We start from the raw sequence: 22,598 nt of genomic DNA, 5'->3' as shown, positions 1-22,598 counted from the left end.
TCATCTTTGCGTTCCTCAAGGATTGTCTCAAACGAGTTTTTCAATGCGCGCAGGCCTTTGCGCACCGTGATCCCTTGGCCGTCGCGAGGGCGATGTCAAACTGCTCAGCAAAGGCGCGCTGCGTGGGAAGTTTGGTTCCCGGCACTAATTTGCCTGTTTGGATCGAGCGGGCCATCGTATCGGCGAGGGTCAAGTATCTGGCTTTGGGCATCGTCTCACTGTATCTATGACAATTTAAAAATTGTTATATCTCCGTCTTCTTGGTATTTGGATCTCAAGCCAATTCCCAAGGTGTTTAAATGACAAAAAAGGTTTCCGCCTCGCTACTTGCACTCGGGCTATTCACGGTGACATTCGCGGTGAATCTGCAAGCACCGCTGTATGATGTTTATGCGGCTGAAAGTAATGTTGGCGCGACGGCTGTGACGGTCGCATTTGCGGCCTATGCCGCTGGCCTTATGCCGACCCTTATGCTGCTTGGTGGGTTGTCTGATCGCATCGGTCGCCGGATACCAATTGCGATGGCTCTGCTGCTCGGAGTGGTCGCAACTGTGCTTTTGGTGCAGGTTCCAAGCTGGAGCAGCCTCGTGATTGCGCGGCTCTTTCTTGGAGTTGGAACCGGCCTCGCGACAACGGCAGGAACGGCTTACATGACCGAAATACTTGGCGAAGATCGATCCCGCAGCGCAGCACTCATTGTCACATCGGCCACGTCTCTCGGCTTTGGTGGAGGTGCGTTGGCCACTGGTATCAGCCTTGGCTTGCAAGGACCGACGCTTCTTCCTGCCAGTTACATTGCATTGATTGTCGCAGCACCGCTCCTGGCAATCATTTCATTAGTCTTGCCCCGCGTAGATCGTCCGAAACAAGTGTCGGTCTTACGCCTGCCGGTATTTCCGAAAGGGATATGGGTGTTTGGAGTGGCCATGGCCCTAGCTTGGTCCACCACGGGCATGACAATCGCGGTGGTGCCGCTGGAGTTAGCAGCAAACGGTCTTGGCGGCTGGACGGGTCTGGTGATCTTTCTCGCGATTTTCGTAGGATTTCTCTGCCAGCCGATTGCCCGTCGTATGACCAATAGCCAATCCCTCGCCTTGGGCTTTGTGCTGATCCCACTCGGATTTTTGGTTCTCCTAGCTGGCGTCTGGCTACATCTCCTCGCCTTAGTGCTTATCGGAACATGCATCACGAGCGCTGCTAGCTATGGTTTCAGCTACCTTGCATCGCTTTCTGAAGTCTCCCTTCGCGCTCCACAGGATCGCGCTCGGGCGACGGCTGGACTATTCGTTTATGCTTATTTTGGATTTTCTCTTCCCGTGATTGCCAGTGGCGCTTTGGCCGATATGCTTGGCCTGCTGACGGCTATGACCGTATTCTCAGCCGTGCAGATTGTAGTCACAGTTATCATCGTCACTATGTGGAAACGGCAGTCCGCGAGACCTACCGCAAACGCACCATCACCGACTTTCTAAGGCAGGGTATCTTGATCGAGACGGGGCGGCGGCACTGCAAGAACGGTTACACGGTCATTTACCGCATTGTTCTCGAACGTGTGGCTTCGATGGAAACCACTGCGGAACCCGATATCATGACGGGGTTCAGGCTGGACCCCAAACCATCCTAAAACCATCTATAACTTTGTCCGTCGTCAGGTTTTTGGAACCAATAGCATTTACCTCAACAGTCCATGAAGTCCTTCGGTCATTTGTAATAGATACCCTGTGATATGTCTTCACGGCGGCATAAATCGGCATTCGACCATTGTCCTCGGACCAATGGCGGACAAGGTCTCATTGTCTTCGCCCCGCAGACCGTCCAAAACGATGCGGATCTTCTCGTCAGATTGACCCGTACATTTGAAAAATAAGGCATTATCCACGATGAGTGGGGTCGGTGGTTCGCATGCCGATTATCAGAATTTACCCGATCAAGGTGTAAACCCCGATAATGGCGCTTATGGTAAGAGTCGTCCAAACGGCTAACTTAGTCTCGATAAAGCGCAAATGCGCAATAATAATTGCACATTTAGGGTTTAAGTTGAACAAACTATCACGCTGTGCACTATAGTAAAAAAACAAGTTGCGAGTAGAGACTATTCAACGACGCCAGTATTCCTCGGAGGCATGGTTACAATGTCTGCAGGTAACAAAGTATCAATGATTTGGATGAGCCGACCATGAAATTTGTACAAACATCACATGGCAAGATTGCCTATCAGGACACCGGAAGCGCCGGTTTTCCTCTTTTACTGATCCACGGAAATTCGACCAGCCACGAGGTGTTCCGGAATCAACTGAACGGAAAGATTGGGCAGAGTCATCGTTGCATTGCCTTTGATCTGCCCGGACATGGTGCGTCGGATGATGCTCTGGATCCAGATCGGTCCTACAATATGGCCGGCTACGGTGACGTCGCACGCGACCTAATGGAGGGGCTTGGGATCGACCGCTATGCTGTTCTTGGCTGGTCCTTGGGCGGTCACATTGCCCTTGATTTGAGTGCTCAAACCGATGCGATTTGCGGTATGATGATTTCCGGATCTCCACCGATCACCCAAGGAAAGGGCGCGATAAACGAAGGCTTTGAAGGCGATATCGAGCACTCTTTGGGATCCAAACAGATCTTCAACGAAGAGGATATTGATACTTTCGCCCACGTCACCTGTGGTTCGGGCGCCCCTTATGATCCGTTTTTGCAGAAGGTTGTCGCGCGGTGCGACGGGCGCGCGAGGTCTTTGATGATGGCGAAGCTCGCCTGTGGGGTAGGCCGCAATCAGCAAGAGCTGGCGATAAATAGTAAAGTACCCCTAGCGATAGTGAACGGTGCTGAGGACGCGTTCATAAAAAACGATTTTATCGCCGCGCTGGACTACCAGAATCTGTGGGATAGCAAGGTACACGACCTACCTGGAATCGGGCACGCGCCGTTTTGGGAAGCACCGGACGTGTTTGATCCCATATTGCAGCGCTTTCTGAACGACCTTAGCGTGTAGCGCTGCCCATAAATGCGCCAAAGGTCCCCCTGACGGCCTGATAAACCTGTGATGACAGTAGACCACTCAGGGGTCTCCTGTTTTACTTACAGTCTATTCAACTCGGGAGTATTGGGCTGGTCTGAATGCGCAAAATACATCAAAAATTGGAAGAGTCTCTGTATGGAGAGGTCATCGCTGCCTCAATGAATCCGCTCATGCCGGAGGCTGAGTTTTTCTCAACGGTAGGTGAGCTTGTCGCCATATTGGGTTTTTCAAATTTTTCCTTCGCGTCTTCGCGATCTTGCGTGCGTGGGGTGGAAAACGAAATTGTGTTAGATAACTACGATTCCGCATGGCGCCAAAGTTATTCGGACAACAACTATGCCGCACTGGACCCGCTTTTTTCAGGTTCGGTCAAATCTCTTACACCGTTTTTTTGGGGCCACGCGGAATTTCTGGAGGCGTACGACCGTGAGACAAAAGAGCTGTTTGAAGCTGCAAGTGACCATGGTGTCAAATATGGCATCACCTATCCAGTCCATACCAAGCAAAGTAAAACCTGCCTGTTTTCGGTGAGCAGAATGCGACCGATTCATCTCGAACAGGAAGCGATCAAAAACCGGTTTCAGAAGCTTTCCACGCTTTCGAATTACATTTCAACGTATGTGTTGGCGCAAAACACCCCTGACGTACCGCTGTCGCATATCGTGCTGACTGATCGACAAAGGGAATGCCTGTTGTGGACGTTGGAAGGCAAGACATCTTGGGAAACCGCGAAAATCATAAACCGTAGCAAAGCTACGGTTGAATTTCATCTTCAAAAATCGATCAAATTGCTGAATGCATCGAACAAGGTTCACGCTGCAATCATGGCTTCCAAATCTGGTTTGATCTGAAACGCGCCGCCTGACCTTCGATATTTTGTCGTTTAATGGGAAAGCCTGACCCGCGTGTGCAGGTCAGGCAATTGGCTTACTTCATCCAATCAGGCTCAACAAACGCGCCGGTCAGATACTGGTCGGGTGAGAAAAGAACGCGCTCGCCTTCCTGAATTTGGTAAAATTGCAGCGGGACGTGGGCATCGTCTTGCAGCGCAAGGTGCGTCGCAGGGTCAAAGGCAACGACACCCAATGCTGTCTGGTGCGTCGAGGCACCGATAGCCTCGCCAATTGCAGCACGGTCTGCTGGGTCACCAACTTCTTGCAAAGCATCCGCATAGATGTAGACCATCTCATACAGCATAGCGCCGTATGTTCCTGTCTCCAAACCGTATTCGTCTTGGAACTTGGCCATCACTTCTGCAGCACGCGGGTTCTTTGGTGTGTTGAGAATACCGCCCAGCAGATTGTAGACAACGCCGTTGGAATTCTCTTTGGTCAGCTCGAGGAATTCTGGAACCGAGGGCGCATACTGGATGAAAACAAGGCTGTCTGTGGGGTTTTCCTTGAACTGTGACATGAAGGTCGCAGCGTTTGATGACACATAGTCAGTGTTGATCAGCAAAGCCGGCGGGTCTTGGCGTACTTTTGCAAGGAACCCGCGCCAGTCGTTGATCTCTCCAAATGGCAGTAGCTCGTTTTGCGTGATTTCCCAACCTGCCGCGGAAAAGGATTCGACGATGCCGTCTGCGATTCCTTTGGAGTAGGGGTTGTCCGAGGAAACGATGGCCAGTTTTTTGTTGGGAAGATCCAGCGTACCTGCTTCGGCGAGGCCTTCGATAACTGGCAGAACGCCAGTGTTGTAGCCGTCGAAAGAGGGCGTGAGAGACCAGATCGTACCAAAATCGTCTGGGCTCGGAGAAATGATCGCTGCCGTTTGTGGTGACTGCGCGCCGACCATATAGATCATTTCCTGTTCGGCCATCGTTTCGATCTCAAAATTTGTGGTCGAGGCGTATCCCGTGAGAACGGCACCCATATCTCTGTTGGACAGTAACCGCTCTACCGATGTCGCAACGGAGGATGCGCTGCGGTCTTCCACGTCACCCACGACGAGCTCAAAGGTATAACCTCCGATGCCGCCTTGTGCGTTGATCTCCTTAATGGCGAGCTCTGCGCCATTGACCATTTCTTGCCCGTCAGCGGCGGCACCACCCGAGATCGGTGCAAGTACACCGATTTTGATGACCTCTTGCGCAGATGCGCCATGGGCCGAAACGGCCAGAGACAGGCCAGCTACGATGGCTGCAATAAAATTTCTTCTCTTCATTGTCATAATATTCTCCCTTTCCTTTTTTGTTTTAGGTATTTGGTTTGACAGCGTCAGTCAGGCGCTCCATGAACGCCATGCAGGCGGCGATTTGGTCCTTTGCGACCCATTCATCTTCGATATGTGCTTCGCTATCTCGGCCAGGACCGCAGACCACGGCGGGAATACCTGCATTATCAAATATGCCAGCCTCGGTCGCAAAACTGGCAGATGAGGTCTGGTTCTGGGCCGCAAACCGTTTGACCAGTGTTTCCAGCTCACTGCCTTCTTTCGCACTGAGGCTGGGAACGTCATAGGCGACCTCAGTATCGATGGTTGCATTCGCAAATGCGCTTCGCAAGTCTGGCAGCACTTTGGTTTGTATGAAGGTTTCCACACGTTCTTGAATCATCGCCTTATCGCCGGGCCATGCTTCGCGAATGTCCCATTGGATCACACAATCCCCTGCAATGAGGTTGCGCGCCGTGCCGCCGTGTATCACACCGCAGGTCGTGGTGGAGTAGGGAACCTCGTAGGCGTTCAGCTCGGGGCGGGGATTGCTGGCAAGTTCCGCACCGATGGCATGAATGTGCTCAACCACCGATGCAGCGGCACCGATTGCACTGGCTCCAAGATCGGGCCGTGAGGAATGGCAAGCCAGCCCTGTGATCGTCGTCGTCATCCCGCAGCTGCCTTTGTGACAGTCCTTGATCATCATCTGAGACGGCTCACCTACAAAAGCGGCAATCGGTTTGGCCATATGCTTGATCATTTCATCGATCAAGATCGGTGCCCCGAGGCACCCAATTTCCTCATCATGTGAAAAGGCCAGATGGATGGGCAGCGCTGGTTCAGCTTTGACCAAGGCAGGCACGGCGGCAAGCATGCAGGCCAAATACCCCTTCATGTCCGAGGTCCCCCGCCCGTACAACCGCCCGTCTTCTTCGGTCATATTGAACGGTTCTTTGGTCCAGTCCTGACCGTCGGTCGGCACCACATCCGTGTGCCCGCTCAACACATATCCAGGGATGGACGGATCACCAATAGTGGCAAACAAGCCTGCCTTCTTCAGGTTCGCATCGGCGACGCGGTATGAGGCAATACCGTGATCATTCAAGTAACTCTCAATGTACTCAACGATCTCAAGGTTGCTGCGGTCCGAAACGGTGTTGAAGGCGATCAGGTCGCCTAGAATGGAAATTGCATTTTCAACATCAGTTGGCATTGTAAGATTTCCTTTGATCTGTACTGCAAGCTAACTGCAAGACCGCCGATGGCGGCTACTAGTAATGATGATAGTTTTTGTGCAGGTGCGAATCCGCTAGCCTTTTCCCAAATGCTATTTGCCAACGGAAGAGAGACATCATGTACGATGGCCCAATTATCGATGCTCACCACCACTTTTGGGACCTGTCGATGGGAAAGCATCCTTGGCTTACCAATACATCGGATGGCATCGACGCGCTTGGATCGCTGGAAAAAATCAGACATGATTTCATGGTTGAGCAGTTTCTTGATGTAATTGGTGACACGCCAATCGTTGCAAGTGTACACATCGAAGCGCTTTGGGACGCAAACGATACACTAGGCGAGACCGCTTGGCTCGACACATTGGACAAATCATCAGGGCTTGCCACACGCTATGTGGGCAACGCGGCCTTGGGCACCAAGGATGCCGCTGACCTGCTCAAGGCGCAGGCAGAAAACCCGCGCATGACAGGCATTCGCGGAATTCTGAGCAATCACCCGACGCTTGATCTGTCTTTCGCCTCCGATCCCTATCTGGGCTATGATCCAGCTTGGCGTAGTGATGTGGCGGCGATCCACGCGCTGGGCCTAAACCTCGAGTTGATGGTCTATTCCTATCAGGCAGGTATCGTTCAGGATCTGGCGCACAGTTTTCCGGACATGACTATTGTTATAAACCACTGCGCCAGTCCGATTGATCGCGACGCGGCAGGCATGGCACGCTGGCGGGCCGCCTTGGCGACGATGGCCAGTTGCGAAAACGTCGTGATCAAAACGTCAAACGCCAGCCATTATGACCCTGATTGGTCAGAGGAAAGTCTTGCCGCGATTGTGCATGACTGCCTTGCAGTGTTCGGTGCTCACAGATGCATATTCGGGACCGATTACCCGGTATCTTCGCTGAAACTGGATTATCCGACCATCATGGATTTTGCCATGCGAGCCACGCAGCACTTGTCTGCCAGTGAACAGTCGGCGTATTTTCACGACAACGCTAAACGCGTTTATAAGTTTGACTAGAGACGGTAGCGCGCTGCCAGATGTGATACTGCAGCGCCGCGGATGGAGCATATGACAAGACCAATTCTTAAAGTGGATAAATTGTGCAAATACTTCGGGGGCCTACGGGCCGTCCACGAAGTGAGCTTTGACGTTGTTGAAGGATCAATTCTTGGCATTGCCGGACCGAACGGGTCGGGAAAAAGCACATTGTTCAATGCAATTACTAGTATTCCCTTCACGCCGACCTCTGGATCCATCGAATTTGACGGGCAAAGCATTGACTCGTTTCCCGCCCACAAGATTGCGCGTGCGGGGCTGTGCCGAACATTCCAGAAAGATGCCGAGTTTCAAGACCTCTCACCGCTTGATACAATGCTGCTGAGTGTGAGTTATGCCGGACAAAAAGAGCGGCCCGAACGCGCCACAGCGATCGAGGCTGCACTTGATTTGGTCAAGTTTGAGCCATCGCGCTGGGATATGCCAACGCGTGATTTGTCCGTCTATGAAAAAAAGCAGCTGATGATCGGGTCTGCACTGGTTTCCAAACCCAAGATGCTGCTGCTGGATGAGCCGGCCTCTGGGCTGACCAAGCCCGAGATTGCTGCCCTGGACGCGCTGCTGCTGGATGTGAACAAATCAGGGGTCACCATTATTCTCATTGAACATGTGCTCAGCCTCTTGCTCTCGGTCAGCCAAAGCTTGTTGGTTCTCAATCAGGGGCAGGTGCTGACGCAAGGCGAGCCCGATGCCGTGGTCCGCGATCCTTTGGTCATTGATGCCTATCTTGGAGGACGTGGTTGATGTCAGCATTTCTAGACGTTGAAAACTTACATGCTGGATACGGGACAGTCCCTGTTCTGCGCGGTGTTTCGATCCGACTGGATCAGGGCGAATCCATCGGGCTTTTCGGACCAAACGGCCACGGTAAAACGACGTTGTTGCGGTGCATCTCTGGCCTGCTCCCGTCTTCGCAAGGGACAATCCGGTTTGACGGTGTAGAAATCACAAAAACGCGGCCGTCCGACATTGTGGCGCAAGGGCTTGTGCACGCTCAACAGGGCAACACTCTCTTCGGTGACATGGGGGTCGCGGAAACGCTTGCCTTATCCGCCTTTGTGCCCCGCGCTCGTAAGACATCCACTGAAACTCTCGAGTATGTTTACGAGCTCTTTCCCCGTTTGGCAGAGCGGCGCAAGCAGCTCGCCAAGACCCTGTCAGGCGGAGAGCGACAGATGTTGTCCATCGGTTGTGCGCTGATGTGCAATCCACGTCTTTTGATCCTCGACGAGCCGACGTTGGGCCTATCGCCAAAACTTAAGCAAGAGCTGTGCGATGCCACGGCAAAAATCGCAGCACGGGGCATTCCACTGATTATCGTGGAGCAGGATGTGGATTTCCTGCTCACCCTGACGGACAGGTTATATCTGATTGATCACGGAACGGTTGAGCGCGAAATCGCCGCAGACAACGCGCCAGATCATGCAGAAATCGTAAAGATGTATTTTGGGGCGGAAGACGCATGATGGATACAGTAATCGCAACATTGATCTCTGGTCTATTGCTCGGCTCGCTTTACGCGATGATGGCAAGTGGCCTCAGCTTGGTCTGGACCACGCTGGGTGTTTTTAACTTTTCTCATGGAGCGTTAATGATGCTCGGTGCCTTTGTAGCGTGGACCGTTGGCGAAGGCGCGGGTTTGGGTGTCTGGATCGGATCGTTCTCGGGCATCGCGGCGGCAATGGTTGCAGGCGTTATCATCGAATATTTTTTGGTGCGCCCGTTTTATGGAAGCCGCAACATGTTGTTGGTGACCGTGATGACCACTCTGGCGGCGATGATCATCATCGAAAAAGGAGCCCAAATCATCTGGGGATCGCGGCTCAAACAAAGCCCGAGACTTTTTGAGGGCGATATATCAATTGGCGGGGCAATCATTTCCAGACAGGAGGCGTTCATCATTGTTTTGGCCCCTCTGGTTCTGTTCGCGATCTGGCGGTTTGCAACAGTGACTGCGACAGGGCGATCGTTGCGGGCTGTGGGGCAAAATCAGGATGCCGCTGCGCTCATCGGGATCAACGTCAACAGAGCCTTTTCTATCGCCTTCGCGCTCTCCGCAGGTTTGGCAGGCCTCACAGGGGTGCTGCTCGGCTCGATCCGCTTCATTACGCCCAGCCTCGGCGCGGAGCCGCTGACCAAAGCAATGATCGTCGTTATTTTTGGTGGGCTGGGAAGTATGGGTGCCACAGCTGGGGCCGCCTATGTCATCGGCTTTCTCGAAGCGTTCCTCATTCTTTGGCTGGGCCTCTATTGGACACCATTCATTCTTTTTGTGGTGATGATCACCGTGTTGATTTTACGGCCCAATGGCCTTTTCGGGAGAAAATGACATGACACGCAATAGGCTTTTCACCATCACTCTTGTCGGCATTGCGGCGCTGTTCTTTCCAATGATATTTCAGGATTCCTATACCCGCCACCTTGCCATCCTTGCGCTTATTTTTGCAGTTATCGTATCTAATTGGGATCTGAGCCTCGGCTTCGCAGGACTGTTTAATTTTGGTCATACGACCTTTTTCGGAGTGGGTGTCTATACCGCTGCAATTTTGGCCAAAACGTTCGAGGTAAATCCGTGGCTTGCAATGATTGCAGGTGGCCTTTCTGCAGCGGTGGTGGCTGTGATTATCGCGGCACCCGTGGCTAAGCTCAAAGGCATCTACGTTGTGCTCGTAACCTTTGCCTTCAGTCAACTGGCCCTGCAATTGGTGTTGAGCCAAGGGCAAATTACCGGCGGTGCAGAAGGCATGGTGCGTATCCCTAGTTTAAGGATCGGTGACTATAACTTCGCACGCGATTTCAAATTGGGCTACTATTACACTGCGCTTGGGTTGACTGCGATCTCGACCACGTTTTTGCTACTGGTGGCGCGCTCACCTTTTGGAAAATCGCTAAGAGCGGTGCGCGACAATGAAGATTACGCCACAGCGCGCGGTATTTCAGTCGCCCGGCAGCGCATTCTGGTTTTGGTCGTTAGCGCGATCTTTACGGGTATTGCAGGCGGATTTTACGCGGTCTACCTGCGCGTGGCATCGCCCGAGGTATTCGGTTTTGCGACCCTATCGCTTGCGCTGTCGATGGTTTTGATCGGAGGGACAGGTACAATCATCGGCCCTATTTTTGCAGCTCTTGTTTTGACGTTTGTCTCGGAAGGAATGGCCGGGATCAGAGGCTTTGAAGAGGCGCGTTTCATAGTGATCGCTGTGACGATGATTGCCATTTTGCGGATTGCACCGGGCGGTGCAATTGATCTGATGTCTAAGGCAGTCTCTATCGGTAGGCCACCCCCAACAGATCTAAAGTCGAAGAACACGTGACCTGCTAAAAACCACTTTGAATGATTGGACCAAATCCATGACCGCTTACGGTACTTTCGATCCCTCTACGAAAGATAAGACGCGCCCGTCTTTCGCTGATTGGATGTCGCAGACAAACGAAATCACCCGGACATTTCTCGCCGCAGGGAAGGTTCCGGGGTTGATCAATTTGGCGGGGGGACTGCCGGCACCGCAAATTTATCCAGCTGACGAGATTGCCCAGATCGCGCGGCAGGTTATCAAAGATAATCCAATTGATACATTGGGGTATGGCTCGATTGAGGGGTTGGCTGACCTGCGCGATGCGCTCGCAAAGCGGTTCAGCACGTCTGGGGTTCGGCTGACGGCTGATAACGTCCTCGTCACGACAAGCGGCATGCAGGGACTTGATCTGTTGGGTAAAGTTTTGCTGGACCAAGGCGATTTGGTAGCGGGGCAATTTCCAACTTACCTCGGGGCGCTGGACGCTTGGCGTCCACGTGGTCCGCAGTTTCGGAATATGGATATCCACGGCGCAGCTTTTGATCCTGATGCTGCCCTTAGCGGCGCCAAATTCGCCTATACTGTGCCCAACTTTTCAAACCCCACAGGGAAACTTGTAGGTGAAGCAATCCGGCAAAAACTTGTAGACGGCGCACATCGCACAGGTGTCTGGCTGGTGGAAGATGACCCCTACGGCGGTTTGTGCTTTGAAGGCACACCACCGCCCCGCATGCTGGAATTATCTGCACGCATGGGCAACAGCGAAGTATACGATGGACCTGTGATCTATATGGGAACGGTGTCCAAAGAACTGGCTCCGGGCCTGCGGGTTGGCTGGATCATCGCAGCACCTGAAATGATCGGGGCGCTTACGCTGGCCAAGCAAGGATCTGACATCTCGACCAGTGGAATTACGCAACGAATTGTGCTCGGCGCATTGAACGCGGGTCTGATCGAACGGTTGCAACCGCAGTTATGCAACCTCTATCGCGCACGGCGTGACGCGCTTTGCGCTGCGATGGCAGAGCATCTGTCAGAGTGGTTCGAATGGGAGGTGCCGGAAGGTGGCATGTTCGTCTGGGCCAAGGCGCGTGCTCAAACGATGGACACCGATGCACTTCTACAGCCCGCGATGGCGGGAGGTGTCTGTATCGCGCCCAGTAGTGTATTCGATGCGACCGGCGTGCACTGCGGGGCGATGCGGATGAACTTTACGTTGAATGATCCTGATACCTTGACCGAGGGTGTCCGCCGTCTCGCGACGGTGTTGAAAACCATAGACCGAAAGGGCCCCTGATATGACAGTGACCATTCACATGCCGACCCAAACATCGTTGACGGATGCGCAAATCACGCCTTGGCGAGATATTCCTGTCGCGATTGCCGCTGACTTGGTTCCAGCCGAGCAGATCGATCCGCTGATCCGGCCCCTATGCCCCCCCGGTGCCCAGCCAAAGCTATTCGGCCGCGCAGTCACCGTGGAATGCGAACCGCCAGACTTTGGCGCGGTCCTGCACGCATTGGATTTGGTGCAGCCGGGTGATGTATTGGTCATTTCTGCCAGAGGTCACAAAGAAGAGGCAATGATTGGCGAGATTCTGGGCGGGCATCTGCGCGCGCGTGGTGTGTCTGGTCTGGTGTGTGACGGTGCTGTACGCGATGTCGCCGAACTTGCAGGATGGCCTGATTTTTCAGTCTTTGCACGATCTGTAACCCCGCGTGGACCCATAGGTGTCTCGCAGGGCGTGGTCAATCAACCGGTCACAGTTGGTGGGCGTCTCGTGACTCCTGGAGATTTAATTATGGGCGACGATGACGGTTTGATCGCACTGTCGCCTGAGAGTGTTCTGTCTTACATCCATGACGCCAACGCCAAGGTGACGCTCGAAGCTGAATGGATTGCGGGCCTTGCCGCGGGGCAAAGCGTGGCAGAGGTTTTTGGGCTTGTGTCGCCCAAGCAAGCATAGGCCCCCGCGGCGTCAGGATTTGACGCCGCACATATCCAAAACTGTTGCCGCAATGACTTTGGTTGTTTCAACAAGGCTATCAATCTCGACACATTCGTTATCGCCATGAAACCCATCGCCGGATGGCCCGTAAATGATCGGCACCACGCCCTTTCCCGCATAATGAGCTGCGTCAGTGACCGCCTCGAACCCTTTGAGGCGCGGTGTATTGGCTTGAAGTTGCGTGGCGCGCGCAAGAGCTGCCTGCGTCAGAGGATGCGGTTCCGCCAACCGCGCGTTGGTGTCGATTAACACGACATCGACACCGCGTGCCTCGGTCGCCGCCAGGCCATCTTCGACCTGCTCGCGCGTCCAGCATTCGATCAGCTCAAGCGGGTGCTGTTGGACCTTGCAGGCTGCTATCTGCTGCATCCAGTTTTGCAAGGTGGAGGGATGTCGGCCTTTAGGGTTAAACCCAGCAAGATCGGTGCAATCCATCACCGCCACACGTTTGGCCGAGTGCTACGCTGCAAAACAAAAAAGCGAGGCCGCATGGCCTACATTCCAGTTACTGAGACATTGGCGCAGTTGATTGATGAGACGCCAGAAGGGCAAGAGACCCTATTGGTCAGCCAACTTGGCAAGCCGCTGGCGGGTCGTTGGGCGTCGAACCAAATCACGAAATGGCGACGTGAGGCGAATGTGCAGCCATGGGAAGACGGTCGCGAAAAAACACTTGCGGATGCACGGGGCACTGCAGCTACGCGCTTACTTAATTCGGACCTTTCGCTACGTCAAATTGCTACTCTTATGGGGTGGTCAGTTCGCTATGCTTCTGAGGTCATTGAAATATATGCGCGTGTCAGTCCTGATGAGAGCGACAACGTTCTTGCCCTCATGAAAGCAGCTGAAAAACGTCAGGATGCACCAAAATTGTAAACGCAACTGTAAACGGCCGAGCCGTTACATTAAGAGGAGTGATGTAAGTGATTGATTTTAAATGGAGGCGAGTAGGAGAATCGAACTCCTGTACACGGATTTGCAATCCATATGCTTCTTAAATGGAAACAACGACTTAAGTCTAAATGAGTATCAGGACATATGCCGAACAAGCGGTGAACCTGATACCCATGTGTATTCTGCCATCACTTTAGTTGGGGTGGCTTAATGGGCCGTCACAGCTTTGAACCTAAAATTGCGGCTCAAGTAGGTCTGAACGCCGCAGTGCTCTACCAAAATCTCACATTTTGGATTGAAAAAAACCAAGCCAACCGGCGTAACCTGCGTGATGGTCGCTATTGGACTTATAATTCAGTCACTGCATTTGCAGAACTGTTTCCGTATTTGACGGAAAAGCAGATCAGGACGGCGCTAGACAAGCTGTCGAATGCTGGCCTGATTGTGAAGGGCCAGTTTAGTGATGATAGATACGATCGCACCACATGGTATGCTTTGGGCGATCCCATTTGCCCAGATGGGCAAGCCGATCTGTCAGAAAAGGCTATTGATACAACTGCCCCCTCGGGCGAACCAGATGCCCTCGAGGGCAAAACTATAAGGAACAGATATAAACCAGATACTAACCCATATCCTCCGCGCGATGCAGGGGCGATGGAGCAAGATTTGGAAAGGGTCTGGTTAGCATACCCAGCGGACAGGCGACGCGGCAAAACTAAATGCCACCAGATGATCCGGGACGCGCTCACTGAGATCTCAGCCAATCACCTGTTCGATGCTGTGCGGGCTTACGCAACCGAGAGTGCGGGGTTCACTCGATCCAAAGTTTGCTTTTCCGATAATTGGTTTCGCGATCGTAAATGGCAACGGCATCTTGACGATCTTGACGCCTCCGATGACTTGCAAGCCGCTGCTGCTGCAAAGCTGCTGGCGCAGACCACCGCTTGGGTGAAAACCCGTAGTGGGATGTGTCGGCATCTATCAGTGACACAGGTCAATGCCGCCATCAGCGCCGGACTAATTGAACGACATGAGGCCTTGGAAGCGGGGATTTCAGTATGAATTTGATTGCTGCCCTGATGGGGCGATCTGGGTGCGAGAGCACAAGTGGTATCAGTGGCTCATGGAATGTAGACGGTGGTAGCATCTTAGTAAAACTATCTCTGAGCGCCCAACACATGGCTGGAGAAGAGATGGTTTTGCGGCCACCAAGGGTGGCTTCGATCTGGCACAGATCGGCGACGCAGTCGCTTGGTTGGGTGCAGGGGCGCAGCGTCTTGCCCGGCGAGTTGTTTATCAACTCAATAGTCGGTCAGTATTGCGTTTCTTCTTACCGGGGCTTGTGACCATGTCAGGCCCTCAATTTTTGCATATCCAAAGCTATTCTCGCAAAGCCAACAAAGCCGGGCAAAATGTGCAACAGGTCTTGGATGAAGCGGCACGTGTCCCCGAATTTTCTAAGCACGTCGAAAACCCAGAACCGCCAAATATAATCTACGGCCTGACACCTGAGTTAGTGCGCGAAAAGCATGACGAAATGGTCGAATCCGGGTTCATCGAAGTTAAATTGAAAGACGGCACAACCGCTCGGCGGGGCATTCGGAAAGACCGCCACACCTTACTGACGGCAATCGCGTCCTATCCATTGCTGACCAAGCAGATCGTCGATGGATCCGTAGGTAGAGATGGCTATGAGCGCTGGATTGAATTAAATATGCGTTGGCTCAGGGAAAGGTTTGGCGAACGACTGGTTTCTGTTGTCGAGCACGTCGACGAAGAGCACCCGCATATCCATGCTTTTATTTTGCCTTTGGACGACGCCAGCTGTTCAGCGCGCTATTTGAACCCGGCTTGGGCGAGCAAGGAAGATGCCGAAACACTGGCCAAGGACAGCGGCCTGCCATCGAAGGAGGCGGTTAAACTCGGCAATCTCGCCTACCGCGCACGTGGGCGCGAATTGCAGGATCAGTACTTTAACGAGGTCGGGCTTCCGGCAGGCTTAACACGCATCGGCCCAAAGCGAGAACGATTGTCTCGTGAGCAGTGGAAACAGCGCAAAGAGCAGGCGCGGCGCGATGCACTTTTGCTCCGCGAAATGTCGGACCGAGTCGAAAGCATCGGGCAAGTTGAAGCCCAACTTGACGCCGATGCCGATAAGAAGGCACTCGAACTCGCAGAAAAGCTGAAAGCCGCCGAGGCTGCCGTTGCAGAGGCCATTGCGGCAGAAACTAAAGCCAAAGAAGTCGCTGAAATGATCCGCGCGCGCGCCGAAGTTGAGGCAGACACGCTGAAGCAACGCATGCGTTCGAAACTGAATGAACAAACTAAACGGCTAGAGCGTCAGGCCAATGACCTGCAATCGGCGCGCAGTGCTTTTGATCAGGAGAAGCGAAAAGTTGTTCGGGAAACCGTGCTGCGTGTTGCTTCTGTAACGGCCCGTGTGTTGATCGGAATTCTGACAGGCAATGTCCGCCTCGATGACACCCAGGCGGTGTTGCAGTTCGATGATCCCAAGCTTGCGCATGAAGTTGAACGGCTGGAGATAGCCCCGTTTGTCCAGAAAGCTGTTGTATTGGTTAGCCAGGCTTGGAGTAAACTCAGCAATTTGATGCCCGAGAAAGAGATCAACAAAGAACGCGAACATCATGCTGAGGCGCTCAAGCCGATCTTAAGGCCGCCATCGGGAGGGATGGAACCATGATCAAGAGTCTGGATGATCGGATCGCGGATCTAAATGCAAAGCGGCGATCAAACAGCGTGACTTCGGCACGTGATGCCGAATTTGCCGTCGGAAAGCTGGACAAGGCAGTACGTATGGCGTCGTTGTCAGTCGATGAGCTGGGGGCACGAACTGATCTAATCGATAGGCGTGCTTCCGCGCTGGAGCAACGTATCCGGAAGCTATGGATGCTCGTGGGGGCCGGTGTTGTCGCTACCGTTTTTGCATCGATTGTCGTTGTCGCCCTAGCATATTGGTCTGCGACAAGGATCAAAGCCACAGCCGAGAATAAAGCGGCGCGCTTGCGCGCGGCCTATGCTGAGGAAATTGCGGCTGTACGGGAAGAGGGAGAGGTGAAGTTAGCGGGATTGCAAGCCAGCTTCGCTCAGCAGACCGATGAAGTTACGGCGCAAATGATTGATGTCCGCGCTGATTTGGTAGCGATTCTTCAGGAGCGAGAGACTGTGCGTCAAGAGCTTGAGCACTTTATTGCCCTCCGGAAGCGGGTTGGTATCCAGCTAGTCGAGTTTCAGGACAGTACGGTGGTTGTTGTCCCGGAAGGGGCGCGCCTGCGACGATGGCGCGCAGCCGATTTGTCAGAAGTTGCTCACCTGAATGGGCGGATGTACCGCCTTTCCGATTAAACCAACTTGTCATTTTGGGGCAGTTGGACGTTGTTGGTTGTCCATGATCAGAGATCCATGTCCGAGGCCTCGACTTCTTCATCGGTCAGGGCGTTAATAATCTGACGATCCAACTCTTCCATGTGCATTCGGCCAAGTTCGTAATCCACTAGGGAAAAGCCGATCGATGTTATGCCGGGATCGCCACGATAGCTAACAGTGAAGGTCGCGAGGCAGCCGGGTTTGATCTCTTTATCCCGCGGATATTCGAACTGGTAGGTAACATCACTACGGTAATGCCGTGCGGAACCACAGATCTCGTATTCAGTGATGCTTGTTGAAGTCCGACCTGAAAATGTACGCTCTTCCTCATGTGTAATGGGGCCAAGGGCATCAAGGTCATCGATGAAACCTTCCGTACTCCAGGCGTAGGTCAGGGTCATTTCGCGTCCGCTGATCTGAACGCGCGAGGGCGGGCCATAGGTTTCTTCGATCTGTGCGCGCAACTCTAAAGGCTCTGGCAACTCATCGCTCGGCTGAATCAGATTTCGATGGATCGCCATCGGACGCTGTTGCATCACATCCGAAGACAACGTGGCGGTCACTTGATCTTGTGCGGCCTTGGCGAGCCGGCCATTGATGCCAACATCACCTATCCGTGTGAAGAGCTGATAGGTGAACTCGAAAACCGCACCATCGGGCGATTGCACCCGCAGAACTTCGCTCTTGCTTGTTGGGGCAGCGTCGCTGCGTTCTGCGTAGACGGTTAGAACATCTTCTAGGGCATCGCCTGGTTGGAGGCCGAGGATCTCATAAGGGTAGCCGCGCAACTCGTGATGACGGGTCATGCCAAGTGAAGTTGCGGCCTTGCGCCGAAACGCCAAGGGCGGATAGTGTGCATTCGCTGCACGTGCGAGATCACATGCTCAGACAGGCGTTAGCGGACGTTCACAAGCTTGAATGCCGTGTCACTCATGCTGCGGTCTGCATCAAAGGCAGCACAGCGCAGATAACGACCTTTGCAAAGTCGCGCTCCATCCCCCAATGTCAGGGCGAGATCGGCCCACAGCTGCCTTTCACGTCCACCTCAGGATGCTGCAGTGCGGCCCGCAATTGCGGACATTCGTGCATCTTGCAGCATTTTGTCGGCTGAAACGTTGGTCAGCGGGACTTTACGCCCTTTCGCTGCGGCTTTTTTCAATGGCCGCTTCTCACTGATGTCTCTCGGTAACAGGCAGGATCATGGGTGCCCTGTTGACGTGATCCAGAGTACTTTGATCCTAAGTTCGGCCGCTTACTTGCTGGTTTTCTGCTCTTGCCCGAGCCTGATTGAATCAAGTACGAAAACACCCGTTCGAACCACGTGGTCGTGCATGATTTGTGAAGCGGCGGGAATGTCACGATCCATAATGGCAATGATCAGCTTCTCATGTGTCGCCATCGCTTCGTCTTGCTTTTCTTGGGAGAACCGTGGCGCAAAGAACCGTCCACGTTGAGACCGATTGGTTAGGTTCGTGTGGGTTGCTTTCAACACATCACTTCCTGCGAAACTCACGATCTGATTGTGGAATGCAACGTCGTTCAAGAAGCAGCCTTCGCGGTCCTGCGCGTGGTAACAGGCAATCATCGTGTCATGCATGTCCTGCATGGTCTGAAAGCCAGCGTCGTCCATACGCGCCATTGCAAGTTCCAGCGCCAGTCGCTCCAGCGGGGCAAGAATCTGGAAGATTTCATCGATTGTCTCGATTCTGATCTCTGCGACGGATGCACCTTTATGCGGTTTGATTTCGATCAGGCTTTCAACTTCGAGAATCTTTATCGCTTCGCGCAGTGGGGTGCGCGAAATACCCATGGTTTCGCACAGTTCAATCTCATTCAGCCGGGCCCCGGATTCAAGGTCTCCACGCACGATCTGATCCCGCAGGGCATCGGCAACCTGCGTGTGCAATGCCGCCCGGTTTATCGTCGCGTTAGAATTCGAGGTCATTTTCGATGCTCTTCTACTTTGTTTTAGCGATGAAAAATTCATCATGTCACGGATCGTGAGCATAGTTCCAGACCTTATGTAAAAACAATAGTAGCAAATGCAAAATTCATCTGTTTATATTGCATGCAATCATACATTACTACGAACCATGTTGCCGAACACGAAAACAGTGAGGAAAATCACCATGACAACTAATCTTAAGACATTGATGGTCACCGCAGCCTGCTGCGCAATGTTCTCAACCGCGGCGCACGCCGAGACGTCCGCGCGCGTTCTGACGCAAATCCTGCCGACCGCGAAACAATACCCGAACGAGGCTGCCGCAATCGAAACCTTGAACGGGAGCGGTTTTGCTGTGCAATACAACAACTATGAAGGTCTGGGCCTCAGCACGGCAGACGGTTTGCGTTTCGTCTCAGACAACACCTTCAATATTGTGTCTGTCCAAATCGGGACTGCCGCGCGCGATGATGCTTTCTTTGAAGGGATCGACCTAATCGGTGTTTCACCGGATATGGACAGCCTGGCGACTGCTGTTGACGCTTACCGCGATGTGTTCGATGCGCGTTTGCAAGAACGTTTTGGTGCAACAGTTCTAGCCTTGTGGCCCTTCGGCCCGCAGGTGTTTTACTGCAATGCAGAGATCGGGTCTGTCGCCGATCTTGAAGGCTTGAAAATCCGCAGCTTCACGCCATCCATGTCGGCCTTGCTTGAGTCTTTTGGCTCTACGCCTGTTACATTGAATTTTGGCGAAGTATATCCGGCGCTTCAGCGCGGCGTTGCAGATTGTGGCGTGACCTCGCCGACCTCGGGCAACTCTGGTGCTTGGCCCGAGGTGACGACCCACCAGTTGCCACTTTCCGTGTCCGGCTCTGTGCAGGGTATCTTTGCCAACCTTGAGTGGTGGAACAGCCTGACCGACGAAGAGCGCGCTACAGTTTCTGCGACGTACGCAACACTGGAAGCAGAGCAGTGGGCGCTTGCAAGGACCATTAACGACGATGCTGTCGCCTGTAACACAGGTCAGGATAGCTGCTCGGAAGGCACGCCTTTCAGCATGGCTTTGGTGGATGTTTCCGATGATGATCGTGCCGCGGTCAGCATGGCAGCGGCGTCCGTTGTGCTGCCTGACTGGATCAACCGCTGCGAGGCGACCTATCCTGGTTGCACAGCCGTCTGGAACGAAACCGTTGGTGCGGCGCGTGGCTTTACAGCTGTCGCTCCCAACTAATCCGGCCATTTAAGCGCAAAAAGGAACCCCTCGTGTCCAATCAAACAAGCAGTCCAATGCGACTCGAAGAACGCATGATGAAATGGCTCGCATTGGGCGCGGGGTACGTCCTGCTTATTCAGGCCGTCGTTACGGCGGTCGAAATTGTCGCCCGCAAAGTGTTCAACCATTCCTTTCAGGGGGTGGATGAACTGGGCGGTTATGCCCTTGCCATCGCGGGCGCTGTCGGGTTCGGCTATGCGGCGCTTACGTGTTCGCATACCAGAATTGATCTGGTTCTTTCGAGGTTACCAGTGGCAGCGCGCGCTGTGCTGCATGTGCTGGCTGCGGGGTTCTTGATGGTCGTGGCAGGCGGTATGTTCTGGTATGGTTTGCGGTCCTTGCGCCAATCCATCGATTATGGCGCTATCTCGACCACTCCTTTGCAGACGCCATTGTGGATACCACAAGGCATCTGGGTCGTCGGGCTAACCCTATTTATGGTGCTGACGGTCGTTATCTTTGTGCGCTGCGTGATCATGTTCGCCTGCCGGGATTTTGACGGGGTCGAGGCGCAGATGAAGGCGAAAAGCCAAGAACAACAAGAACTCGAAGCCGCCGGTTTTGGCGACAAGCTGAAAGGCGGCAATTAATGGTGAGTATCGGAATTATTGCCGTCGGGTTTCTGTGCGTCATCGGTCTGCTGATGCTCGGCTTGCATGTCGGTGCGGTCATGGCCTTAACGGCCCTAATCGGTGTGATTTATGGCGTCGGGCCGATGTTGCTCAATTCCATGGGGAATCTGATGTGGGGGCAGATGAACAGTTTTGTTCTGACGGCCATCCCGCTTTATATTTTGATGGGGGAAATCCTCGTGAACGCCCAGATCGCAGAGCGCATGTATCGATCACTTTCGGACTGGGTACAGTGGTTGCCGGGCAAGTTGCTGCATTCCAACATTGCGTCTTCGACCATGTTTTCCGCAATCTCCGGCAGTTCCGTGGCGACGGCCGCGACGATCAGCACTGTCGCGTTTCCGACCTTTCGTGAACACGGCTATAGTGAACGCTGGGTTGCCGGATCAATCGCGAGCGGTGCGACCCTTGGCATCCTGATCCCGCCGTCGATCAACCTTATTATCTACGGTGCGATCACGGACACATCTATTGGCGCGCTGTTTATTGCGGGCATCATTCCCGGCCTGCTGCTTGCCAGCTTCTTCGTCATCATTATCGCAGTCGCCGCGACGATCTGGCCATCAATTGCCGGTGACGGAACCGGCCCCGAACCTGACCTGTCAGGTCGCTGGAAACGGCTGATTGATCTGGTCGGCCCCGTGGTCATATTCGCGCTGATTATTGGCAGTATCTATGGGGGGTGGGCCACCCCGACCGAGGCCGCTGCCGTCGGCGTTGTGGCATCCCTCGGGCTAGCTGCCTACTACGGCAAGCTGAATTTAACGATGTTGAATGACAGCTTGCTGGCGACGATCCGCATCACGGCGATGATCTTGTTCGTGCTGATGGGCGCGTATTTCCTGAACTTTGCCATGGGTATCCTTGGCATCCCTGATCAGGTTGCTGCGTTCATCTCGTCAAAGAATATGTCACCTACGGTCTTCGTGCTCTGCCTCGTGCTTCTTTACCTCATCCTTGGATGTTTCCTCGATGCGTTGGCGATGATGATTACCACAATTCCGGTGCTGTTTCCGGTGGTCGTTGCGGTTGGTTTCGACCCGGTCTGGTTCGGTGTGTTTATCGTCATCATGTGCGAATTGGCACTGTTGACCCCGCCCGTAGGCATGAACCTTTACATCGTGCAGGGTGTTCGAAATCGGGGTCAGATTACCGACGTCATAATGGGCGTATTGCCATTCTTTGTTGGCATCTTGGCGCTGGTCGCGTTGATCACGTTCTTCCCCGGAATCGTAACCTGGCTGCCGGAAGCCCTGAAATAACGAAGCCGCCGCAGGACCAGTTCTGCGGCACCTTTCAGGAGCAAGGATCTGGAAATTCTTACGGTTCTTGGCAATCCGATCCTTCCGATCTTTGCGATCATGGCGTTTGGCTTCGCACTAGGGCGTTGGGGGCGAACAACGGTCGGTGAAGCGCGCATCATCAACCGTTTTGCGCTTTCGGTGCTTTTGCCGGTCTTTCTGTTCAATTTTAGCGCCAAGATCAGCTTTTCGGGTTTCGACCCACGGCCTCTTTTTACCTACTTAAGCGCCGAATTGGTCGTATTCATCCTCGGGTTTCTGCTGGCCACTAAGATCCTGAAACGCAGCGCTGCGGAATCGATCCTTCTAGCGATGAGCGGTGGACCTGTCACGTTTCTGTGCCGCCCCAAGTGCTCGTTTAGGCCACTTTCCGTTCGAATGCGACGGGGCTTTTCC

At 53.6% G+C, this 22,598-nt stretch carries 23 protein-coding genes; 18 read left to right on the top strand and 5 right to left on the bottom strand.

From position 1 onward, the window contains the following. The first annotated feature begins 299 nt into the window (after window positions 1–299). From WNY38_RS17365 to WNY38_RS17355, 3 genes are all read left to right on the top strand, one after another. Window positions 300–1,472, top strand: a complete 1,173-nt coding sequence (locus WNY38_RS17365) for an MFS transporter (protein WP_342858631.1) — start codon at window positions 300–302, stop codon at window positions 1,470–1,472. A 704-nt stretch (window positions 1,473–2,176) separates the two neighbouring features. Further along, window positions 2,177–2,992: an alpha/beta hydrolase gene (locus WNY38_RS17360; protein ID WP_342858630.1), complete on the top strand. Its 816-nt coding sequence runs from the start codon at window positions 2,177–2,179 to the stop codon at window positions 2,990–2,992. Between the two features lie 125 nt (window positions 2,993–3,117). After that, window positions 3,118–3,870: a LuxR family transcriptional regulator gene (locus WNY38_RS17355; protein ID WP_342858629.1), complete on the top strand. Its 753-nt coding sequence runs from the start codon at window positions 3,118–3,120 to the stop codon at window positions 3,868–3,870. Window positions 3,871–3,946: 76 nt separating this feature from the next. On the opposite strand, the gene WNY38_RS17350 is transcribed toward WNY38_RS17355, so the two are convergent. Further along, window positions 3,947–5,188: an ABC transporter substrate-binding protein gene (locus tag WNY38_RS17350; protein ID WP_342858628.1), complete on the bottom strand. Its 1,242-nt coding sequence runs from the start codon at window positions 5,186–5,188 to the stop codon at window positions 3,947–3,949. A 25-nt stretch (window positions 5,189–5,213) separates the two neighbouring features. Further along, a complete protein-coding gene (argE, locus tag WNY38_RS17345; RefSeq protein ID WP_342858627.1) occupies window positions 5,214–6,386 on the bottom strand; it encodes an acetylornithine deacetylase in 1,173 nt (390 codons plus the stop codon). Between the two features lie 140 nt (window positions 6,387–6,526). Between argE and WNY38_RS17340 the strand changes: the two genes are divergently transcribed. Genes WNY38_RS17340 through WNY38_RS17310 form a run of 7 tightly spaced genes read left to right on the top strand, consistent with a single transcriptional unit; the run spans window position 6,527 to window position 12,731 of the window. Next, on the top strand, window positions 6,527–7,429 hold the full coding sequence (locus WNY38_RS17340; protein ID WP_342858626.1) for an amidohydrolase family protein: 903 nt from the start codon (window positions 6,527–6,529) through the stop codon (window positions 7,427–7,429). Window positions 7,430–7,480: 51 nt separating this feature from the next. Then, window positions 7,481–8,212 carry an ATP-binding cassette domain-containing protein gene (locus tag WNY38_RS17335; protein ID WP_342858625.1) on the top strand — a complete coding sequence of 244 codons (732 nt, stop codon included), beginning with the start codon at window positions 7,481–7,483 and terminating at the stop codon, window positions 8,210–8,212. Beyond that, entirely contained in the window at window positions 8,212–8,934 is a 723-nt protein-coding gene (locus tag WNY38_RS17330) for an ABC transporter ATP-binding protein (RefSeq protein WP_342858624.1), read from the top strand. The genes WNY38_RS17335 and WNY38_RS17330 overlap by 1 nt, the downstream gene beginning before the upstream one ends. Then, window positions 8,931–9,797: a branched-chain amino acid ABC transporter permease gene (locus tag WNY38_RS17325; RefSeq protein ID WP_342858623.1), complete on the top strand. Its 867-nt coding sequence runs from the start codon at window positions 8,931–8,933 to the stop codon at window positions 9,795–9,797. Before WNY38_RS17330 ends, WNY38_RS17325 begins: the two co-directional genes overlap by 4 nt. A 1-nt stretch (window position 9,798) precedes the next feature. Next, window positions 9,799–10,782, top strand: coding sequence for a branched-chain amino acid ABC transporter permease (locus tag WNY38_RS17320; protein ID WP_342858622.1), 984 nt, complete (start codon window positions 9,799–9,801; stop codon window positions 10,780–10,782). A 37-nt stretch (window positions 10,783–10,819) separates the two neighbouring features. Then, window positions 10,820–12,061 carry a PLP-dependent aminotransferase family protein gene (locus WNY38_RS17315; RefSeq protein WP_342858621.1) on the top strand — a complete coding sequence of 414 codons (1,242 nt, stop codon included), beginning with the start codon at window positions 10,820–10,822 and terminating at the stop codon, window positions 12,059–12,061. Window position 12,062: 1 nt separating this feature from the next. Beyond that, a complete protein-coding gene (locus tag WNY38_RS17310) occupies window positions 12,063–12,731 on the top strand; it encodes a hypothetical protein (RefSeq protein WP_342858620.1) in 669 nt (222 codons plus the stop codon). Window positions 12,732–12,743: 12 nt separating this feature from the next. On the opposite strand, the gene WNY38_RS17305 is transcribed toward WNY38_RS17310, so the two are convergent. After that, window positions 12,744–13,208: a M20/M25/M40 family metallo-hydrolase gene (locus WNY38_RS17305; protein WP_342858619.1), complete on the bottom strand. Its 465-nt coding sequence runs from the start codon at window positions 13,206–13,208 to the stop codon at window positions 12,744–12,746. On the opposite strand from WNY38_RS17305, the gene WNY38_RS17300 reads away from it, so the two are divergent. From WNY38_RS17300 to WNY38_RS17285, 4 genes are all read left to right on the top strand, one after another. Then, window positions 13,164–13,649: a tyrosine-type recombinase/integrase gene (locus tag WNY38_RS17300; protein ID WP_342858618.1), complete on the top strand. Its 486-nt coding sequence runs from the start codon at window positions 13,164–13,166 to the stop codon at window positions 13,647–13,649. The genes WNY38_RS17305 and WNY38_RS17300 overlap by 45 nt on opposite strands. Before the next feature lie 228 nt (window positions 13,650–13,877). Then, complete coding sequence (locus tag WNY38_RS17295) at window positions 13,878–14,729, top strand: hypothetical protein (protein ID WP_342858617.1); 852 nt, start codon at window positions 13,878–13,880, stop codon at window positions 14,727–14,729. A gap of 286 nt (window positions 14,730–15,015) precedes the next feature. After that, window positions 15,016–16,368 carry a plasmid recombination protein gene (locus WNY38_RS17290; RefSeq protein ID WP_342858616.1) on the top strand — a complete coding sequence of 451 codons (1,353 nt, stop codon included), beginning with the start codon at window positions 15,016–15,018 and terminating at the stop codon, window positions 16,366–16,368. Beyond that, the gene (locus tag WNY38_RS17285; protein WP_342858615.1) at window positions 16,365–17,030 is read left to right on the top strand and encodes a hypothetical protein; all 666 of its coding nucleotides are present in this window, start codon (window positions 16,365–16,367) and stop codon (window positions 17,028–17,030) included. The genes WNY38_RS17290 and WNY38_RS17285 overlap by 4 nt, the downstream gene beginning before the upstream one ends. A 47-nt stretch (window positions 17,031–17,077) precedes the next feature. Here the strand turns inward: WNY38_RS17285 and WNY38_RS17280 are convergent, their stop codons facing one another. Both WNY38_RS17280 and WNY38_RS17275 read right to left on the bottom strand, forming a co-directional pair. Beyond that, window positions 17,078–17,857, bottom strand: coding sequence for a hypothetical protein (locus WNY38_RS17280; protein WP_342858614.1), 780 nt, complete (start codon window positions 17,855–17,857; stop codon window positions 17,078–17,080). 446 nt (window positions 17,858–18,303) lie between these two features. Next, a complete protein-coding gene (locus WNY38_RS17275) occupies window positions 18,304–19,059 on the bottom strand; it encodes a GntR family transcriptional regulator (protein ID WP_342858613.1) in 756 nt (251 codons plus the stop codon). A gap of 121 nt (window positions 19,060–19,180) precedes the next feature. Between WNY38_RS17275 and WNY38_RS17270 the strand changes: the two genes are divergently transcribed. From WNY38_RS17270 to WNY38_RS17255, 4 genes are all read left to right on the top strand, one after another. After that, window positions 19,181–20,227: a TRAP transporter substrate-binding protein gene (locus tag WNY38_RS17270; protein WP_342858612.1), complete on the top strand. Its 1,047-nt coding sequence runs from the start codon at window positions 19,181–19,183 to the stop codon at window positions 20,225–20,227. A 32-nt stretch (window positions 20,228–20,259) separates the two neighbouring features. Then, entirely contained in the window at window positions 20,260–20,859 is a 600-nt protein-coding gene (locus tag WNY38_RS17265; RefSeq protein ID WP_342858611.1) for a TRAP transporter small permease, read from the top strand. Then, complete coding sequence (locus WNY38_RS17260; protein ID WP_342858610.1) at window positions 20,859–22,163, top strand: TRAP transporter large permease; 1,305 nt, start codon at window positions 20,859–20,861, stop codon at window positions 22,161–22,163. Before WNY38_RS17265 ends, WNY38_RS17260 begins: the two co-directional genes overlap by 1 nt. A gap of 48 nt (window positions 22,164–22,211) precedes the next feature. Further along, window positions 22,212–22,598 (top strand): AEC family transporter (locus WNY38_RS17255; protein WP_342858632.1); only part of this gene is annotated, 387 nt, incomplete at its 3' end.

The organism is Pacificibacter sp. AS14 (assembly GCF_038899935.1).
Classification (GTDB): Bacteria; Pseudomonadota; Alphaproteobacteria; order Rhodobacterales; family Rhodobacteraceae; genus Celeribacter.
Note: the sequence above shows the minus strand (reverse complement) of the source record. Positions and strands in the feature narration are given on the sequence as shown.

Excerpts from the sequence above, each read along its gene's own strand:
- WNY38_RS17360 (WP_342858630.1), top strand. The coding sequence starts at position 2,177 with ATGAAATTTGTACAAACATCACATGGCAAGATTGCCTATCAGGACACC.
- WNY38_RS17270 (WP_342858612.1), top strand. The coding sequence starts at position 19,181 with ATGACAACTAATCTTAAGACATTGATGGTCACCGCAGCCTGCTGCGCA.
- WNY38_RS17305 (WP_342858619.1), bottom strand. The coding sequence starts at position 13,208 with ATGGATTGCACCGATCTTGCTGGGTTTAACCCTAAAGGCCGACATCCC.
- WNY38_RS17315 (WP_342858621.1), top strand. The coding sequence starts at position 10,820 with ATGACCGCTTACGGTACTTTCGATCCCTCTACGAAAGATAAGACGCGC.
- WNY38_RS17280 (WP_342858614.1), bottom strand. The coding sequence starts at position 17,857 with ATGACCCGTCATCACGAGTTGCGCGGCTACCCTTATGAGATCCTCGGC.
- WNY38_RS17340 (WP_342858626.1), top strand. The coding sequence starts at position 6,527 with ATGTACGATGGCCCAATTATCGATGCTCACCACCACTTTTGGGACCTG.
- WNY38_RS17330 (WP_342858624.1), top strand. The coding sequence starts at position 8,212 with ATGTCAGCATTTCTAGACGTTGAAAACTTACATGCTGGATACGGGACA.
- WNY38_RS17290 (WP_342858616.1), top strand. The coding sequence starts at position 15,016 with ATGTCAGGCCCTCAATTTTTGCATATCCAAAGCTATTCTCGCAAAGCC.
- WNY38_RS17365 (WP_342858631.1), top strand. The coding sequence starts at position 300 with ATGACAAAAAAGGTTTCCGCCTCGCTACTTGCACTCGGGCTATTCACG.
- WNY38_RS17300 (WP_342858618.1), top strand. The coding sequence starts at position 13,164 with ATGTCGGCCTTTAGGGTTAAACCCAGCAAGATCGGTGCAATCCATCAC.
- WNY38_RS17335 (WP_342858625.1), top strand. The coding sequence starts at position 7,481 with ATGACAAGACCAATTCTTAAAGTGGATAAATTGTGCAAATACTTCGGG.
- WNY38_RS17350 (WP_342858628.1), bottom strand. The coding sequence starts at position 5,188 with ATGACAATGAAGAGAAGAAATTTTATTGCAGCCATCGTAGCTGGCCTG.
- WNY38_RS17260 (WP_342858610.1), top strand. The coding sequence starts at position 20,859 with ATGGTGAGTATCGGAATTATTGCCGTCGGGTTTCTGTGCGTCATCGGT.
- WNY38_RS17295 (WP_342858617.1), top strand. The coding sequence starts at position 13,878 with ATGGGCCGTCACAGCTTTGAACCTAAAATTGCGGCTCAAGTAGGTCTG.
- WNY38_RS17325 (WP_342858623.1), top strand. The coding sequence starts at position 8,931 with ATGATGGATACAGTAATCGCAACATTGATCTCTGGTCTATTGCTCGGC.
- WNY38_RS17275 (WP_342858613.1), bottom strand. The coding sequence starts at position 19,059 with ATGCTCACGATCCGTGACATGATGAATTTTTCATCGCTAAAACAAAGT.
- WNY38_RS17285 (WP_342858615.1), top strand. The coding sequence starts at position 16,365 with ATGATCAAGAGTCTGGATGATCGGATCGCGGATCTAAATGCAAAGCGG.
- WNY38_RS17355 (WP_342858629.1), top strand. The coding sequence starts at position 3,118 with ATGCGCAAAATACATCAAAAATTGGAAGAGTCTCTGTATGGAGAGGTC.
- argE (WP_342858627.1), bottom strand. The coding sequence starts at position 6,386 with ATGCCAACTGATGTTGAAAATGCAATTTCCATTCTAGGCGACCTGATC.
- WNY38_RS17310 (WP_342858620.1), top strand. The coding sequence starts at position 12,063 with ATGACAGTGACCATTCACATGCCGACCCAAACATCGTTGACGGATGCG.
- WNY38_RS17320 (WP_342858622.1), top strand. The coding sequence starts at position 9,799 with ATGACACGCAATAGGCTTTTCACCATCACTCTTGTCGGCATTGCGGCG.